13 protein-coding genes and 1 pseudogene are annotated in these 15,170 nt (G+C 69.4%); 9 read left to right on the forward strand and 5 right to left on the reverse strand.

The genetic code is table 11. The features are described 5' to 3' along the window. Nucleotides 1-71: 71 nt before the first annotated feature. The 4 genes from ACZLZQ_RS04460 to ACZLZQ_RS04475 all read right to left on the reverse strand — a co-directional run bounded on the left by ACZLZQ_RS04460 (nt 72) and on the right by ACZLZQ_RS04475 (nt 4,246). On the reverse strand, nt 72-1,406 hold the full coding sequence (locus ACZLZQ_RS04460; RefSeq protein WP_472948316.1) for a bifunctional folylpolyglutamate synthase/dihydrofolate synthase: 1,335 nt from the start codon (nt 1,404-1,406) through the stop codon (nt 72-74). A gap of 120 nt (nt 1,407-1,526) precedes the next feature. Continuing rightward, nucleotides 1,527-2,435 carry an acetyl-CoA carboxylase, carboxyltransferase subunit beta gene (accD, locus tag ACZLZQ_RS04465; RefSeq protein WP_472948317.1) on the reverse strand — a complete coding sequence of 303 codons (909 nt, stop codon included), beginning with the start codon at nt 2,433-2,435 and terminating at the stop codon, nt 1,527-1,529. A gap of 96 nt (nt 2,436-2,531) precedes the next feature. Then, nucleotides 2,532-3,365: a tryptophan synthase subunit alpha gene (trpA, locus tag ACZLZQ_RS04470; protein ID WP_472948318.1), complete on the reverse strand. Its 834-nt coding sequence runs from the start codon at nt 3,363-3,365 to the stop codon at nt 2,532-2,534. Between the two features lie 128 nt (nt 3,366-3,493). Beyond that, on the reverse strand, nt 3,494-4,246 hold the full coding sequence (locus ACZLZQ_RS04475) for an SDR family NAD(P)-dependent oxidoreductase (RefSeq protein ID WP_472934337.1): 753 nt from the start codon (nt 4,244-4,246) through the stop codon (nt 3,494-3,496). A 193-nt stretch (nt 4,247-4,439) separates the two neighbouring features. Here ACZLZQ_RS04475 and ACZLZQ_RS04480 point away from each other — a divergent pair, with 193 nt between their 5' ends. The 9 genes and pseudogenes from ACZLZQ_RS04480 (at nt 4,440) to ACZLZQ_RS04520 (ending at nt 14,144) form a co-directional block, all read left to right on the forward strand. Then, complete coding sequence (locus ACZLZQ_RS04480; protein WP_472948449.1) at nt 4,440-5,663, forward strand: ABC transporter substrate-binding protein; 1,224 nt, start codon at nt 4,440-4,442, stop codon at nt 5,661-5,663. 313 nt (nt 5,664-5,976) lie between these two features. After that, nucleotides 5,977-6,303: a hypothetical protein gene (locus ACZLZQ_RS04485; RefSeq protein WP_472948320.1), complete on the forward strand. Its 327-nt coding sequence runs from the start codon at nt 5,977-5,979 to the stop codon at nt 6,301-6,303. Between the two features lie 225 nt (nt 6,304-6,528). After that, complete coding sequence (locus ACZLZQ_RS04490; protein ID WP_472948321.1) at nt 6,529-6,783, forward strand: type II toxin-antitoxin system Phd/YefM family antitoxin; 255 nt, start codon at nt 6,529-6,531, stop codon at nt 6,781-6,783. A gap of 20 nt (nt 6,784-6,803) precedes the next feature. Next, nucleotides 6,804-7,052: pseudogene (locus ACZLZQ_RS04495) on the forward strand (Txe/YoeB family addiction module toxin); the annotation flags it as partial. A 40-nt stretch (nt 7,053-7,092) separates the two neighbouring features. After that, a complete protein-coding gene (locus ACZLZQ_RS04500) occupies nt 7,093-8,871 on the forward strand; it encodes an ABC transporter permease (RefSeq protein ID WP_472948322.1) in 1,779 nt (592 codons plus the stop codon). Then, on the forward strand, nt 8,871-9,563 hold the full coding sequence (locus tag ACZLZQ_RS04505) for an ATP-binding cassette domain-containing protein (protein WP_472948323.1): 693 nt from the start codon (nt 8,871-8,873) through the stop codon (nt 9,561-9,563). Before ACZLZQ_RS04500 ends, ACZLZQ_RS04505 begins: the two co-directional genes overlap by 1 nt. A gap of 8 nt (nt 9,564-9,571) precedes the next feature. Then, nucleotides 9,572-12,016: an ATP-dependent helicase HrpB gene (gene hrpB / locus ACZLZQ_RS04510; RefSeq protein ID WP_472948324.1), complete on the forward strand. Its 2,445-nt coding sequence runs from the start codon at nt 9,572-9,574 to the stop codon at nt 12,014-12,016. 139 nt (nt 12,017-12,155) lie between these two features. Beyond that, nucleotides 12,156-13,436, forward strand: coding sequence for an ActS/PrrB/RegB family redox-sensitive histidine kinase (locus tag ACZLZQ_RS04515; protein WP_472948450.1), 1,281 nt, complete (start codon nt 12,156-12,158; stop codon nt 13,434-13,436). 132 nt (nt 13,437-13,568) lie between these two features. Further along, nucleotides 13,569-14,144: an ActR/PrrA/RegA family redox response regulator transcription factor gene (locus ACZLZQ_RS04520; protein WP_472948325.1), complete on the forward strand. Its 576-nt coding sequence runs from the start codon at nt 13,569-13,571 to the stop codon at nt 14,142-14,144. 46 nt (nt 14,145-14,190) lie between these two features. Here ACZLZQ_RS04520 and ACZLZQ_RS04525 read toward each other — a convergent pair whose 3' ends face one another. Continuing rightward, nucleotides 14,191-14,886, reverse strand: coding sequence for a superoxide dismutase (locus ACZLZQ_RS04525; RefSeq protein WP_472948326.1), 696 nt, complete (start codon nt 14,884-14,886; stop codon nt 14,191-14,193). Between the last annotated feature and the right edge of the window lie 284 nt (nt 14,887-15,170).

Genomic DNA, 15,170 nt, shown 5'->3' on the forward strand with positions numbered 1-15,170 from the left:
GCGTCAAGCCCGCGCGACCATAGCTGATGCAGCGCCTCACGCTTGGCGCCTGACGCAGCCGCTCGCTCCTCTTACGTCGGCGCGAGCCCGCTCAGCGCCAGCACTTCCCCCACCAGATACAGCGAGCCGCAGATCAGAAACCGCGGCGCGGGGGCGCTGGACCAGCCGGTGCAGACGAGGCGGATCGCTTCCTCGACGCTGTTGCAGGGTTCGGCGTCGAGGCCGGCCTCGATGGCGGCGTCGGCCAGCGTGTCGGGGTCGATCGCGGCGTCGGAATGGGCGACGGGCACGGTGAAGACGTGCCGCGCCATGCCGGAGAAGGCCGCGAAGAAGCCAAGCGGGTCCTTGGTGTTGATCATGCCGACGATGAGGAAGAGCGGCCGCTGCGTCTTGTCCTCCATGTCGGCGATGGCCTCGGCGATGACGAGGCCGGCGCCGGGATTATGCCCGCCGTCGAGCCAGATCTCGGTACCTGGAAACGCCGCCTCGGCGAGCGGCCCGGTGGTGATGCGCTGAAGCCGGCCGGGCCATTCGGCCGAAAGGATGCCCTTCTCGATCGCCTGTTCGTTCGGATCGAAGCCGGCGCGGCGAACGGCGGCGATGGCGGTCGCCGCGTTCGACAGCTGGTGCCGGCCGGAGAGGCGCGGCATCGGCAGGTCGAGAAGGCCCCGCTCGTCCTGGTAGACCAGCCTTCCGTGCTCCTCGAAGGCGAAGAAATCCTCGCCGTAGAGCCAGACCGGCGCACCGGCGCGGGCGGCGACCGACTTGATGACGTCGACCGCCACCGCCTCGCTCTGCTGGCCGATGATCACCGGAACGCCGCGCTTGATGATGCCGGCCTTCTCGGCGGCGATCAGCTCGACGCGGTCGCCGAGGAACGCCTGGTGGTCGAGCGAGATCGAGCTAATGACGGTGGCGACCGGGCTGTCGATGACGTTGGTCGCATCGAACCGTCCGCCGAGGCCGACCTCGAGCAGCACGGCATCCGCAGGATGCTCGGCAAAGAGCAGGAAGGTGACGGCGGTGAGGATCTCGAAGACGGTGATCGGCTGGTCGTCGTTCGCCTTCGCCACCCGCGCGATGGCGTCGGCGAGCACGGCGTCTTCGACCAGCCGCCCCCGGCCGCCGGCGACGCCCAGACGGTAGCGCTCATGCCAGTTCACAAGATGCGGCGAGGTGTGGGCGTGGACGGCGAGGTTTGACGCCTCGAGGATAGCGCGCGAGAAGGCGACGACCGAACCCTTGCCGTTGGTGCCGGCGACGTGGATCGTTTTCGGCATCCGCTGCTGCGGATCGCCCAGCGCCGACAAGAGGCGGCGAATGCGCTCCAGCGCGAGGTCGAAGCCCTTCGGATGCTTCAGCATCAGGCGTTCGATCTCGGCATTGGCGAGGTTTTCGAAGGTCATGGTCGCCTGCTTGTTCCGGCGCGGAGGGTGAGCGGCGGCGACGGCCGCCGTCTGGCGGATGGGCCGTCGGCTGTTGCGTCTCCGCCTGATCCGGTCAGGCGGCCTCTCCGCCTGGACCGGTCAGGCGGCCTCGACGTTCATTTCGCTCGGCGCCGTGTCGACAGGAACGTCCTGCGCGGCGGGAGCCTTGGTCAGCACCTTCAGAAGCGTCGCGATGGTCTTCTTCAGCTCGTGCCGGTGGACGACCATGTCGACCATGCCGTGGTCCATCAGATACTCCGCGCGCTGGAACCCTTCCGGCAGCTTCTCGCGGATGGTCTGCTCGATCACCCGCTGTCCGGCAAAGCCAATCAGCGCGCCGGGCTCGGCGATGTGGACGTCGCCGAGCATGGCATAGGAGGCGGTGACGCCGCCGGTGGTCGGGTTGGTGAGGACGACGATGTAGGGAAGCCCCGCCTCCTTCACCATCTCGACCGCGACCGTGGTGCGCGGCAGCTGCATCAGGGACAGGATGCCCTCCTGCATGCGCGCCCCGCCGGACGCTGCGAACAGCACCAGCGGCCGGTGCTGGGCGACCGCGGTCTCGGCGGCGGTGACGATCGCCTCGCCGGCGGCAAGGCCAAGCGAGCCGCCCATGAAGGCGAAATCCTGCACCGCGACGACGATCGGCAGCGTCTCGATCGCGCCGGTGGCGACGAGGATGGAATCCTCCAAGCCCGTCTTGGTGCGGCTGTCCTTCAGCCGGTCGGTATAGCGCCGCTCGTCGCGGAATTTCAGCGGATCGACCGCGACCTTCTTCAGCTCGATCGCCTCGAAGGCGCCGCCGTCGAAGAAGGATTTCAGCCGCTCCTTGGCGGAAATCCGCATGTGATGGCCGGAAGCGGGGATCACCCACTGATTGGCCTCGAGGTCCTTGTGGAACACCATCTCGCCGGTCTCGGGACACTTGATCCAGAGGTTTTCCGGCACTTCCGAGCGGGTCAGAAGGCTGGTGATCTTCGGGCGGACGTAGTTGGTGATCCAGTTCAAGGTCTTATCCCGTTCGGATGGGCAGGCGCGCGCGGTCCCTTTGAAAGCTCCAGCGGCGCGTTTCCGGCATCTATTCTGCCTCACATGGCCTTAAATTCAGGCCTCGGCAAGGCTTGGGCTTCGAACGCCGCCGGCAAGCGCCCGCACCAGCTGCAACACCGCCTCCTTTGTCGCGGGCGTGGCAAGGCCATTCTCCAGCGAATTCTCGAGCGCGGCGACGAGCGCCGAGCCGACAACGGCCCCGTCGGCGCTGTGGCCGATGGCGTGCGCCTGCTCGGGCGTACGAATGCCGAAGCCGACGCAGACCGGGAGATCCGTGTGGCGCTTGATCCGCGCCACGGCGGCGCCGACCTTGCCGGCATCGGGCGCGGCCGCGCCGGTGATGCCGTTGATCGAGACGTAGTAGACGAAGCCCGACGTGTTCTTCAGCACCGCCGGCAGGCGCTTGTCGTCGGTGGTGGGGGTGGCGAGGCGCACGAAGGCGAGGCCCTTGGCGAGCGCCGGCAGGCAAAGCTCGTCGTCCATCTCCGGCGGCAGGTCGACGACGATGAGGCCGTCGACGCCGGCCTTGAGCGCAGCGTCGACGAAGGCCTCGACGCCATAGATGTAGATCGGGTTGAAATAGCCCATCAGGATCACCGGCGTCGCCTGGTCCCCCTCCCGGAAGCGGGCGACCGTCGCCAGCGTCTTGCGCAGCGTCTCGCCACCCTTCAGCGCCCGCAGGCCGGCCTTCTGGATCGCCGGCCCGTCGGCCATCGGATCGGAGAAGGGCATGCCGAGCTCGATCAGATCGGCGCCGGCCGCCGGCAGCCCCTGCATGATCTCGAACGCCGTCTCACCGTCGGGATCGCCCGCCATCAGGAAGGTCACCAACGCCGGACGGCCTTCGGCGGCGAGGGATTTGAACCGGTCGGCGATGCGTTGGGTCATGACGGGCTTTCGGTCGGGATCGGCGGAAGCGTCTATTGGCATTTTCGCACGGGCTCCGTCAAAGCCTGGCGCGTTCCGCGCTCACCTTCAAGACACATCGGGTCCAGCGCCCAACAGCGCCATCGCCCTCAGACGTGCTGGCCGCCGTTGATGTGGATTTCCGAGCCGGTGACGTAGCTCGCCTGGTTGGAGCAGAGGAAGTAGATGATGTCGGCGACCTCGGAGGTCTGGCCGAGGCGGCGGAGCGGGATGTTCTCGATCATCTTCTCGGTGCCGGGCGACAGGATCGCGGTGTCGATCTCGCCGGGGGCGATGGCGTTGACGCGGATGCCGGCCGGGCCGAAGTCGGCGGCCATCTCGCGGGTCAGCGACGCCAGCGCCGCCTTCGACGTCGCATAGGCGGTGCCGGCGAAGGGGTGGACGCGGCCGCCGGCGATCGAGGTGACCGAGACGATCGAGCCTTGCGCCTTCGACAGCTCCTTGAACAGACCGCGCGCCAGCATGATCGGCGCGAAGAAGTTCACCTGGAAGACGTCGCGCCACATGTGCATCGGCGTCTGGATCGAATCGAGCCGCGAGCCGCTGTCGCCTTTCGGCGAGATCGCGGCGTTGTTCACGAGCGCCGAGAGGCTGGAGCCGTTGGCCTCGAGACGGCGGCGGATTTCGGAAATGGCGAAGCCGATATCCTCGGGATCGGACAGGTCGACCTGGATATGGTCCTCGGCGCCGGCCGGCCAGGGGCAATCCTCGGCGAAGGGCTGGCGCGAGCAGGTGATCACCCGCCATCCCTCGCGCGAGAAGCGCTTCACCGTGGCATGGCCGATGCCGCGCGAGGCGCCGGTGAGGACGATGGTCTTGCGGGTGTCGGTGGCGTCGCTCATCAGATCCTCGTCCGCGGCCCCGGGGCCGCTGTCACCGCGCATGTCCGTTCACATCGTCCGGCGCGGACGCCGGCGACGATTGCTTTCGCCGGGCCTGTTCGTTCATCTAGCCTGTCCGTTCATCTAGGACGTCACGGCGGCAATGTCGCGGCCGGAATGGCGCGAAACAGTCGCAGGAAGACAGATCATGCAAATGCCCCGCCGGCTATGGCCTTTTTGCACTGCACTCGTCCTCGCGACCAGCCTCTCGCTGGCGCCGGTGCGGGCCGAGGAGGCGCCCGGCTGGGACAGCGTGCTGAACGAGGCACGGGGCGAGACGGTCTATTTCAACGCCTGGGGCGGGTCCGAGCCGATCAACACCTATCTCGCCTGGGCTGGCGAGCGGCTGAAGGCCGAATTCGGGGTGACGCTGACGCAGGTGAAGCTCGACGATACCGCCAACGGCGTCGCCAAGATCGTCGCCGAAAAGGCGGCGGGCAAGGCGAGGGGCGGCTCGGTCGACCTGATCTGGATCAACGGCGAGAACTTTGCCGCCCTGCAGAGCCAGGGTCTCCTCTCGGAAGGCTTTGCGACAAGCCTGCCGAACTGGCGCTATGTCGACACCGTGAACAAGCCGACCGTCACCGTTGACTTCACCTTGCCGACCAAGGGCCAGGAATCGCCCTGGGGCATGGCCAAGCTCGTCTTCTTCGCCGACACCGCCCGCACCGGTCCGGTCGAGGCGATGCCGAAGTCCGCCGCCGAGCTTCTCGCCTGGGCAAAAGCCAATCCCGGCCGCTTCGCCTATCCCGCCCCGCCGGACTTCATCGGCGCGACCTTCCTGAAGCAGGTGCTCTCGGAAACCGTGGCCGATCCCGCCGTGCTGCAGAAGCCGGTCGACGAGGCCCGCTTTGCCGAGGTGACGGCCCCGCTCTGGGCCTATCTGGACGCGCTGACGCCGGTCCTCTGGCGGCAAGGCAAGGCGTTTCCGGAAAACTACCCGGCGATGAAGCAGATGCTGGCCGATGGCGAGCTCGGCGTGATCTTCGCCTTCAACCCGGCGGAGGCGTCTGGCGCGATCGCCACCGGCGAACTGCCGGACAGCGTCCGCTCCTTCACCTTTGCCAAGGGCACGCTCGGCAACACGCATTTCGTCGCCATCCCCTTCAACTCGGACGCCAAGGCCGGCGCCAAGGTGGTGGCGAACTTCCTCCTCGCGCCGGAAGCCCAGGCGCGCAAGGAGGATCCTGCAATCTGGGGCGACCCGACGGTGCTGGCCATGGACAAGCTCCCGCCGGAAAACCGCGCCGCCTTCGCCGCCATCGACCGCGGCGTTGCGACGCTCCCCCCCGAAGCGCTCGGCCCGGTGCTCCCGGAGCCGCACCCGAGTTGGACGGTCCGGATCGCCGCGGAATGGCTGAAGCGGTACGGGGTGTAGCGCTCCGGCCGGGCGCATGACGGAAGGCGGGCCATTTCTGAGTTTCGAGCGATTGCTGTCGGACTTTTGGGACGTCGTCGAAAGGGAGCGCGGTCATGGATGAAGTAAAGCTGCGGGTGGAAAGCCGGGAAGCGTTCCGTGAGAGAACGATGGCAATAGCCCGGAGGATCGATGCAGCGGTGGTCGTGAGCCCTGGTCCGAACTTTGCGCTCATTTCCCGATTGTCCATTTCCGGTGCCCGTCCCGCCGCGCTTCCGGAGCTCGATCCGGGAAAGTGGCTCCTTCCTTGGCGAACACATGGAACGCAGCCCCGATGTTCGTGCTGCTGACGCTCTTTTCACTTGGTGGCGTGCTGGCGCTCGTCGCGACTCTCGTCCGCAAGGGGCGTGCCCGTGCGTTCGCGGGTACTCCGTTTCTCCTGCTGATGACCTTGGGCGCCTGCTACGTCGCGGGCTTCCTCGCGATCTCGGCCGATCCGTTCTTCGACGACAACGGCTCGCCCGAGTTCATCGAACTGAGGTTCCGCTGGGTCTGGGCCGCGGTCTTCGGCGGTATGTTCTCGTTCGTCGCCGTTCCGCTGGCCCTTACGGGGAAAGCCGCGTGGCAGTGGTGGCGGCGGCGAGACGTAGGCTCCCGGTAGTCCCCTGGAGTGCATTTGAGGAAGCTTCCGGCGCAGGACATTTTAGTGGCTTTTGCTACCGAATGACGAAGATTTCCGCTGAGATGGATGTGGGCGAGACCGCCTGATCCGGGCAGCCGGCGCGATCGGAGCGGCCGCCGAACAGGGACATCCATCTGGATGCCACCGACTTGAGGAAACGACGCGTGATCTGTACTTTATGACGTACAGATCAGGAGGAGATGCATGCGGCCGGTCAGTCTCACGGAGCTTCGCGCCAACATGGCCGCGCATTTCGATCGGATCGAAGCCGACCGCACCGAGCTCGTGGTGACGCGGCAGAACCGCGAGCCGATGGTGATCATGGCTCTCTCGGAATGGGAGGGCATGCGTGAAACGCTGCACCTCCTCAACTCCCCCGCCAATGCCGAGCGCCTGCGCCGCTCCATCGCCGCGCTGGATGGAGGGCAAGGCGAGGTCGCCGATCTCGCCCGGGAGTAAAGCTCGTCTTTTCCGCCAACGCCTGGGCCGACTATCAGGTGTGGGTGGCCAAAGGCGGTGCCGAGCTTGCCCGGGTCAACGAACTGATCGAGCAGTGCCTGCGCATGCCGTGCAAGGGCATCGGCAAGCCGGAGCCGCTGATGGGGAACCTCAAGGGCTGGTGGTCACGCCGGATCACCCAGGAGCACCGGCTGGTCTACCGGGTCAGTGGCACGGGCGACAGCCAGAGCCTGGAGATCGCCACATGCCGCTTTCACGACACCCGCTGACGTCCGCATCCTGGGCAGTGCTTCCCCGGAGGTCACCGTGGTGAGCGTCGGCCAGCCCGCAAGGCCCGACCGCTGGCGGCTTGGGGGTTCGGCCCCTCCGCTGCTGGCGGCCATTCTCGCGCTGCCCGTGCTGGTGGGCCTTGCTGGTGCCGTGCTGCCGGCCTTCGGCTATTTGCCGGCGCTCGGCGGCACCATGCTGTCGCTGCAGCCTTTCCGCGACCTCCTCGCCGTGCCTGGTCTCTGGACCTCCGCCGGCCTCAGCCTCGCCAGCGGCCTCCTCACCACCTTGATCTCGGTCGGCGCGGCGCTGCTCTTCGTCGCGGGGTTTGCCGGCACGCCGGCCTTCCGCCGGGCGCGGCAGGCGATGGGGCCGCTGATGGCGGTGCCGCATGCGGCGGCCGCCCTCGGCGTCGCGCTGCTGATCGCGCCGTCCGGCCTGCTCGTCCGCCTCGCCGCCGGCCCGCTTGGCCTCAATGCACCGCCGGACCTGCCGGTGCCCGGCGATCCGCTGGGCCTCGCCATGATGGCGGGCCTCGTCGTCAAGGAACTGCCCTTCCTGCTCCTCGTCATCTTTGCCGCCTTGCCGCAGGCCGATCCGGAACGCCGGCTGCGGCTGGCGCGCGCGCTCGGCTATGGCCGGATGGCGGGCTTCACGCTGGCGGTCTGGCCGGCGGTCTACCGCCAGATCCGCCTGCCGGTGCTGGCGGTCGCGGCCTACGCTTCCTCGGTGGTGGATGTGGCGGTGATCCTCGGGCCCTCGACGCCGGCGCCGCTCGCGGTGCGGCTGGTTGACTGGATCGGCGATCCCGACCTGTCGCTGCGCTTCATGGCCTCGGCCGGCACGCTGCTGCAATGCGCGGTGACGCTCGCGGTGCTCGGGCTCTGGCTCGGCCTTGAGCTGGCCGGCGCCCGCCTCTGCCGAAGCATGGCCGCCAGGGGGTGGCGGGGACAGGCTGATGGTGGGCTCAGACGCGTGTCGATCGCGCCGGTGCTGCTGGCGGGCGGGCTCACTCTGTTCGGCCTCGCGGCGCTGGCGCTCTGGTCCTTCGCCGGTCACTGGGGCTTTCCATCTCTCCTCCCGACGACGCTTACCGCGCGCGCCTGGACCTCGGCGCTCGCCGGCGCGGCCGGTCCGCTCGGCACCAGTGCGCTCGTCGCGGGAGCGTCGGCAGGCTTGGCGCTCGTCCTCGTCGTCGGTCTGCTCGAAGCGCGACGCCGGAACCGCGCCCGCCCCCGGGCGCCGGGCGACGCGACAGGCGAGACGCCGGGCGCGCTTCCGCGAAAGGCGCCGGCGCTCCTGACGCCGACGGTCGCCGGGTTGCTCTATCTGCCGCTGATCGTGCCGCAGGTCGCCTTCGTCTTCGGCCTGCAATGGCTGGTGCTCGTGGCCGGCCTCTCGCCCAGCCTGCCGCTCCTCGTCGGCGTCCACCTCGTCTTCGTCGTGCCCTATGTGGCGCTGGCGCTGGCGGCGCCTTTCGAGGCGCTGGACCCGCGCTACGAGCGGATGGCGGCATCGCTCGGCCGCCCGCGCTGGAATGTCCTCGTCCGGATCCGGCTGCCGCTGCTGCTAGCGCCGCTCGCCACCGCCTTCGCCATCGGCTTCGCCGTCTCGGTCGGTCAATACCTGCCGACGCTGCTGATCGGCGCCGGACGGCTGCCGACCATCACCACCGAGGCCGTGGCGCTGGCGAGCGGCGGCAACCGGCGGCTGATCGGCGTCTACGCGCTGCTGCAGACGGCCCTGCCTTGCCTGGTGCTGGCCGCCGCAACGCTCCTGCCGGCCTTGCTTCACCGCCAGAGGCGCGGCATGAGGGCGTGATGCTCGTCCTCGACGCCCTCACGATCGCCCTAGAGGGCCGCCGCTTGCTGACGCTCGACCGCAGCATCGCGCCCGGCGAGATTTTTAGCGTCATGGGCCCGTCGGGCGCCGGCAAGTCGAGCTTCCTTGCCTTCGTCGGCGGCTTCCTCGACCCCGCCTTCACCGCGACCGGACGGGTGCTCCTGGGCGGCCGCGACGTGACCGCGCTGCCGCCGGAAGCGCGCGGCATCGGCCTTCTCTTCCAGGACGCGCTGCTGTTTCCGCATTTCTCCGTCGGCGAGAATCTCGTCTTCGGCCTCAGCCCCGCGGTGAAGGGACGCGCCCGCCGGCGGGCGGAGGCCGAGGCCATGCTGGCGCGGATCGGCCTTGCCGGCGCCTTCGACCGCGATCCCGCGACGCTCTCCGGCGGCGAGGCGGCCCGGGTGGCGCTCGGCCGCACGCTGCTCGCCGCCCCGAAAGCCTTGCTCCTCGACGAGGCCTTCGCGCGGCTCGACACGGCGCTCCGAGAGAGCGTGCGCGGCCTCGTCTTCGCGATGATCCGCGAGACCGGCATTCCCGCCATCCTCGTCACCCACGACCGCGCCGACGCCGAGGCCGCGGGAGGCGCCGTGTTCGACCTCGGCACCGGCGAGATCTCCATCAGATTCACCGGCTCGCGCTCCAACACGCCGGTCACAGGGGCGGCACGATGAAGCCCGCGATGCCCCACCTACCGGTTGCAGATGTCCTGCCGCAGCTCGCCGACGCCCTCGAGACCGGCCGCAACGCCGTGCTGGTCGCCCCGCCGGGCGCCGGCAAGACCACGCTGGTGCCGCTCGACCTCCTCGGCGCCGGCTTTCTCGCGGGGCGCAAAATCGTGCTGATCGAGCCGCGGCGGCTGGCGGCGCGGGCGGCGGCGCGGCGCATGGCCGAGCTCCTCGGCGAGGAGGTCGGTGGCACCGTCGGCTGGCGGATGCGGATGGACACCAAGGTCTCCGCCCGCACCCGCATCGAGGTGGTGACCGAGGGCGTCTTCACCCGCATGATCCTCGGCTCGCCCGATCTCGAAGGGGTCGGCCTCGTCGTCTTCGACGAGTTCCACGAGCGCTCGCTCGACGGCGACTTCGCGCTGGCGCTGGCGCTCGACGTGCAAGGCGCGCTGCGCGACGACCTGCGCCTCCTTGTGATGTCGGCGACGCTCGATGGCGCGCGCGTCGCGAGCCTCCTTGGCGAGGCCCCGGTGATCGAGAGCCTCGGCCGCGCTTTTCCCGTCACCGTCCGCCACCGCGACCGCCCGGCGGCGCAGCCGATCGAGGACGTTGTGGCCGAGGCGGTGCGGGTGGCGCTCGCGGAGGAGACCGGCAGCCTCCTCGTCTTCCTGCCGGGCCAGCGCGAGATCGAGCGCGTCGCCGAGCGCCTCGCGCCGCTGGCCTCGTCGACCCTCGCCGTCGCGCCGCTGTTCGGAGCGATGGAGGGCGCCGCGCAAGACATCGCCGTGCGGCCGGCGCCGGCGGGGTCGCGCAAGATAGTGCTGGCCACCTCGATCGCCGAGACCTCGCTCACCATCGACGGGATCGGCGTCGTCATCGACTCAGGCTTGCGCCGCCAGCCGCGCTTCGAGCCGGCGACCGGGCTGTCGCTGCTGGAGACGGTGCGGGTGTCGAAGGCTTCCGCCGACCAGCGCGCCGGCCGCGCCGGCCGCACCGGGCCGGGCACGGCGATTCGGCTGTGGCGCGAGGAGCAGGCGCTGGAGCCGTTCGACCGGCCGGAGATCCTGTCCTCGGACCTTTCCGGCCTCGTCCTCGACGGCGCGGCCTGGGGGGTCGCGGACCTGCGGACGCTTGCCTTCCTCGATCCGCCGCCGATCCCGGCGCTGACCGAGGCGAAGCTCCTGCTGCAGGACCTCGGGGCGCTGGATGGGGACGGCCGACTGACGGCGGACGGCGCGGCGATGCGCATCCTGCCGCTGCCGCCGCGGCTGGCGCGCATGGTGGTCGGCGCCGGGCCGGCGCGTCGGCTGGCGGCGGAGATCGCCGTGCTCCTCACCGAGCGCGGCCTCGGCGGCACCGAGGTGGACATCACCGAGCGGCTGCGGCGTTTTCGCGCCGACCGCGGCCCGCGCGGCCGAACGGCGATGCAGCTGGTGCGCCGCATCCTCGACCAGTCCGGACCGGCGGGGGATGACGACAGCGCCGACGCCCTCGACGCGGGCGGCCTCCTGGCGCTGGCCTTTCCCGACAGGGTGGCGGTGGCGCGCGGGGCACGGGGAAGCTTCGTCCTCGTCAATGGCCGCGGCGGCATGGTCGACGGCGCGTCGGGCCTTGCGGCGGCGCCGCTGCTGGTGGTGGCCGAATTGCAGGGGCAAGCGAAGGCCGGGCGGATCTTCTCGGCCGCCGGCGTTTCACGTGAAACACTGGAGTCGCTGTTCGCCGGGCGGATCACTGACGAGATCAGCGTCGTCTTCGACGTCCCGAGCGGCCAGGTCCGGGCGAAGCGCCTCAGGCGGCTCGGCCGCGCGACGCTGTCGGAGGCGCAGGTGCCGGTGCCGGACGGGGCGGCCGCCACGGCGGCGCTCACCGGCGGCATTCGCGAGCGTGGGCTTGCCTGCCTGCCTTTCGGGACCGAGGGCGAACGCCTGCTGCGGCGCCTGCGCTTTCTCGCCGCCGCCATCGGCCCACCTTGGCCGGACATGGCCGAAGCCGGACTGCTGGCGACGCTGGAGGACTGGCTGATGCCCTTCCTGCCGGGGGTGACGAAGCTCTCGGCGATCCCACCCGGAGTGCTCGCCGAGGCGCTGAAGGGGCGCGTGCCACATGATCTGCAGCGGCGGATCGACGCGCTGGCGCCCTCGCACTTCGACGCGCCGACCGGCTCGCATCTGCCGATCCGCTATGAGGAGGAAGGGCCAGTGCTGGCGGTGCGGGTGCAGGAGCTGTTCGGCCTGACGACGCACCCCGCGATCGCCGACGGGCGGTTGCCCCTGACGCTCGAACTCCTGTCGCCGGCGCACCGGCCGATCCAGATCACGCGCGACTTGCCCGGTTTCTGGGCTGGCTCCTGGCGCGACGTCCGGGCGGACCTGCGCGGCCGCTATCCCCGCCATTCCTGGCCGGAGAACCCGGCCGAGGCGCCGCCGACCGCCAGGGCGAAGCCACGCGGCACTTAAGGGCGTGGCCAGCGCCCGCAGGGCGGCTTGCCGCGCGCCGGGTCTGGTCGCCGGGCAGCGGCGGGAGTATGGCTGGAACATGCTGGAAGATACCGCCCGATCGAGCTTCACCATCGGCCTGCCGCGCTACGTGACGGGCATGCACGAAAGCCAGCGCCTTCGGCTGGCGACGCTGACCAAGCTGCGCTGGCTGTCGGTCGCCGGCCAGACCGCCGCTTGCGCCTTCGTCGCCTGGGGGCTGTGGTATCCCTTCCCGGTCGAGCTGTGCTTCATCCTGATCGGGCTGTCGGCGGCGCTGAACATCGTGTTGACGCTGCGCTATCCGCTCAGCCGGCGGCTGTCGCCCTGGGCGGCGGTGGCGATCCTCACCTTCGACGTGCTGCAGCCGACCGGGCTCCTCTACATCACCGGCGGCATCCAGAACCCGTTCTCGGTCTTCCTCATCGTGCCGGTGGTGATGGCCTCGGCGACGCAGCCGCCGCTGACGACCGTGGGCCTTGCCATCCTGTCAATCCTGGCGGCGACGGTGCTCGCCTTCTCGCACCTGCCGGTGCCTTGGCCGCACGGCGCCGAGCTGACGCTGCCGCCCTCCTATGTCGGCGGCCTCTGGTTCGCGATCGTCTCGACGCTGATCTTCTCTGGCCTCTACGTCTACCGCGTCGCGGCCGAGGCGCGCTCGCTGTCCGAGGCGCTCGCGGCGACCGAGCTGGTGCTGCAGCGCGAGCAGCATCTCTCGGCGCTCGACGGCCTGGCCGCCGCCGCCGCGCACGAGCTCGGCTCGCCGCTCGCGACGATCAGCCTCGTCGCCAAGGAGATGGGCCGGCTGACGCGTGCCGGCGATCCGCAGCGCGAGGACGTCGACCTCCTGATCGCGCAGTCCGACCGCTGCCGCGCCATCCTGCGGCAGCTGACGACGCTGTCGTCGGAAGAGCACATGGCGCGGCTGCCGCTGCTCTCGCTGGTCGAGGAGGTATCGGAACCGCACCGTGATTTCGGCGTCGCCATCCACGTCGCGGCGGGCGACCAGGGCGACAGCGAGCCGGTGATGCACCGCAATGCCGGCGTCGTCTACGGGCTCGGCAACATCGTCGAGAACGCCGTCGACTTCGCCGAGACCGAGGTGACCATCCATGTCGCCTGGTCGGAGCGAAACGTCCGGCTGCTGGTGCTCGACGACGGGCCGGGCTTCTCGTCGGAGACGCTGGCGCGGATCGGCGATCCCTACATGTCGCACCGCGAACGCAGCGATCGCAAGGCCGGCGGCGGGCTGGGGCTCGGCCTGTTCATCGCCAAGACGCTGCTGGAGCGCTCGGGCGCGAGCATCGCTTTCGGCAACCGCCGGGATGCCCGCGGCGCCTCGGTCGAAATCGTCTGGCCGATCGCGACCTTCACCGAGAGACAGCGCAGGCCGCGGGACTGAGGGTCACGGTGACGTCACAAGCCTTGCCGCCACAGGCCTGCCGCGCCACTTGCCCTTGGTCTGCCACAGTTCGATATCGCTGAAAATTCATCGCAGGCCGGGCGCCGATGGTCCGGTAGAGGGAGAACGGGAATGCCCATGGACGAAGAAATCGGCGGGCTCGCCCAGGTTCATTTTCCCGGCGGCGACCACTCGCTGCTGGTCGTCGACGACGACCGGCCGTTCCTGCAGCGGATGAGCCGCGCGCTCGAGCAGCACGGCTTCAGCGTGCGCACCGCCGACAGCGTAGCCCAGGGAATCGCCGAGATCACCGCGGCCGCGCCGGCCTTCGCAGTCGTCGACATGCGGCTGGGCGACGGCAACGGGCTCGACGTCATCGAGGCCCTGCAGCGCCTGCGCGCCGATGCGCGCGTCGTGGTGCTCACCGGCTACGGCAACATTGCGACCGCGGTGACGGCCGTGAAGCTCGGCGCCATCGACTATCTCGCCAAGCCCGCCGATGCCGACGAGGTCATCGCCGCGCTGATGCGCCTGCCCGGCGACCGTGCCGAGCCGCCGGCGAACCCGATGTCGGCCGACCGCGTGCGCTGGGAGCATATTCAGCGGGTGTACGAACTTTGCGAGCGCAACGTCTCGGAGACGGCGCGGCGCCTGTCGATGCACCGGCGCACGCTGCAGCGAATCCTCGCCAAGCGCGCGCCGCGTTGACTTGATGCACTGGCCAGATCCAACTGGCCAGTGCTGGCGGAAAGGCTCAGGCCTTCATCTGGTCGCCGACGAACTTCCAGTTGACGAGCTTGTCGAGGACCGCCTGGACGTGGGCCGGGCGGCGGTTCTCGTAGTCGAGATAATAGGCGTGTTCCCAGACGTCGATGCCGGCCAGCGGCGTCTTGCCCTCGGCGATCGGGTTGCCGGCATCCTGCAAGCCAAGGATCTCGAGCTTGCCGCCATCGGCGACCAGCCAGACCCAGCCGGTGCCGAACACCTTGCCGGCCTGCGCGACCATCGCCTTCTTCAAGCCGTCGACGCTCTCGAAATCGCGGTTCACCGCCTCGAGGAAGGCGCCTTCCGGGGCAGCAGCGCCGCCTTCGAACTGTTTCCAATAGAAGATGTGGTTCCAGGCTTGGCCTGCATTGTCGAAGATCGCCTGGTCGCCCTTGGCCTTCGACTCGGTGATCATCTTTTCCAGCGTCATGTCGGCATAGGGCGTGCCGGGCGCGAGTTCGGCCAGCTTGTCGAAATAGGACTTGTGGTGCTTGCCGTAATGAAGGGCGACGGTGCGGGCGGAAATCGTCGGCGCCAGCGCGTCTTCGGCATAGGGGAGCTTGGGCTGCTGCAGGGCAGCGTTCGCAGCGCCAGTCGCCGCGGTGGCTGGGCGAAGCGGTGTGACGAGGCTTGCGGCCGCGGCGGCGCCCGTGAGCGTCAAGAGGGTCCTGCGGTCGATCGGCATGGTGTTCTCCCTGGTTCAGGCTGCCCATTGCAACCTGTCGAGGGCGCTGCGCTCGGCGCATACACCCTTGCCGGAATGCGGTGGACCAGCCGGGGTTTCATTGCTCACGCAGGTGTCAGGCACGGTCGGGGCACAGACAGCGAAGCAGGCGGGCGCGATGGAATTGCTAAGTCAGCCTTTGAAAAATGACCCCGTCCGCCACGGAACATGACAGCTGGGCAACGTCATCAGAAGCATTCCAGACTGCACTAACCCCCTGATCTGATAATTGTTTTACGCTTCAG

Source organism: Mesocryomonas lacus, from assembly GCF_055730105.2.

Coding starts and splice junctions, on each gene's coding strand:
- ACZLZQ_RS04460 (WP_472948316.1), bottom strand. CDS start 1,406: ATGACCTTCGAAAACCTCGCCAATGCCGAGATCGAACGCCTGATGCTG.
- ACZLZQ_RS04475 (WP_472934337.1), bottom strand. CDS start 4,246: ATGAGCGACGCCACCGACACCCGCAAGACCATCGTCCTCACCGGCGCC.
- ACZLZQ_RS04490 (WP_472948321.1), top strand. CDS start 6,529: ATGCGGCCGGTCAGTCTCACGGAGCTTCGCGCCAACATGGCCGCGCAT.
- ACZLZQ_RS04520 (WP_472948325.1), top strand. CDS start 13,569: ATGCCCATGGACGAAGAAATCGGCGGGCTCGCCCAGGTTCATTTTCCC.
- hrpB (WP_472948324.1), top strand. CDS start 9,572: ATGCCCCACCTACCGGTTGCAGATGTCCTGCCGCAGCTCGCCGACGCC.
- ACZLZQ_RS04515 (WP_472948450.1), top strand. CDS start 12,156: ATGCACGAAAGCCAGCGCCTTCGGCTGGCGACGCTGACCAAGCTGCGC.
- ACZLZQ_RS04525 (WP_472948326.1), bottom strand. CDS start 14,886: ATGCCGATCGACCGCAGGACCCTCTTGACGCTCACGGGCGCCGCCGCG.
- ACZLZQ_RS04485 (WP_472948320.1), top strand. CDS start 5,977: ATGTTCGTGCTGCTGACGCTCTTTTCACTTGGTGGCGTGCTGGCGCTC.
- ACZLZQ_RS04480 (WP_472948449.1), top strand. CDS start 4,440: ATGCCCCGCCGGCTATGGCCTTTTTGCACTGCACTCGTCCTCGCGACC.
- ACZLZQ_RS04505 (WP_472948323.1), top strand. CDS start 8,871: ATGCTCGTCCTCGACGCCCTCACGATCGCCCTAGAGGGCCGCCGCTTG.
- trpA (WP_472948318.1), bottom strand. CDS start 3,365: ATGACCCAACGCATCGCCGACCGGTTCAAATCCCTCGCCGCCGAAGGC.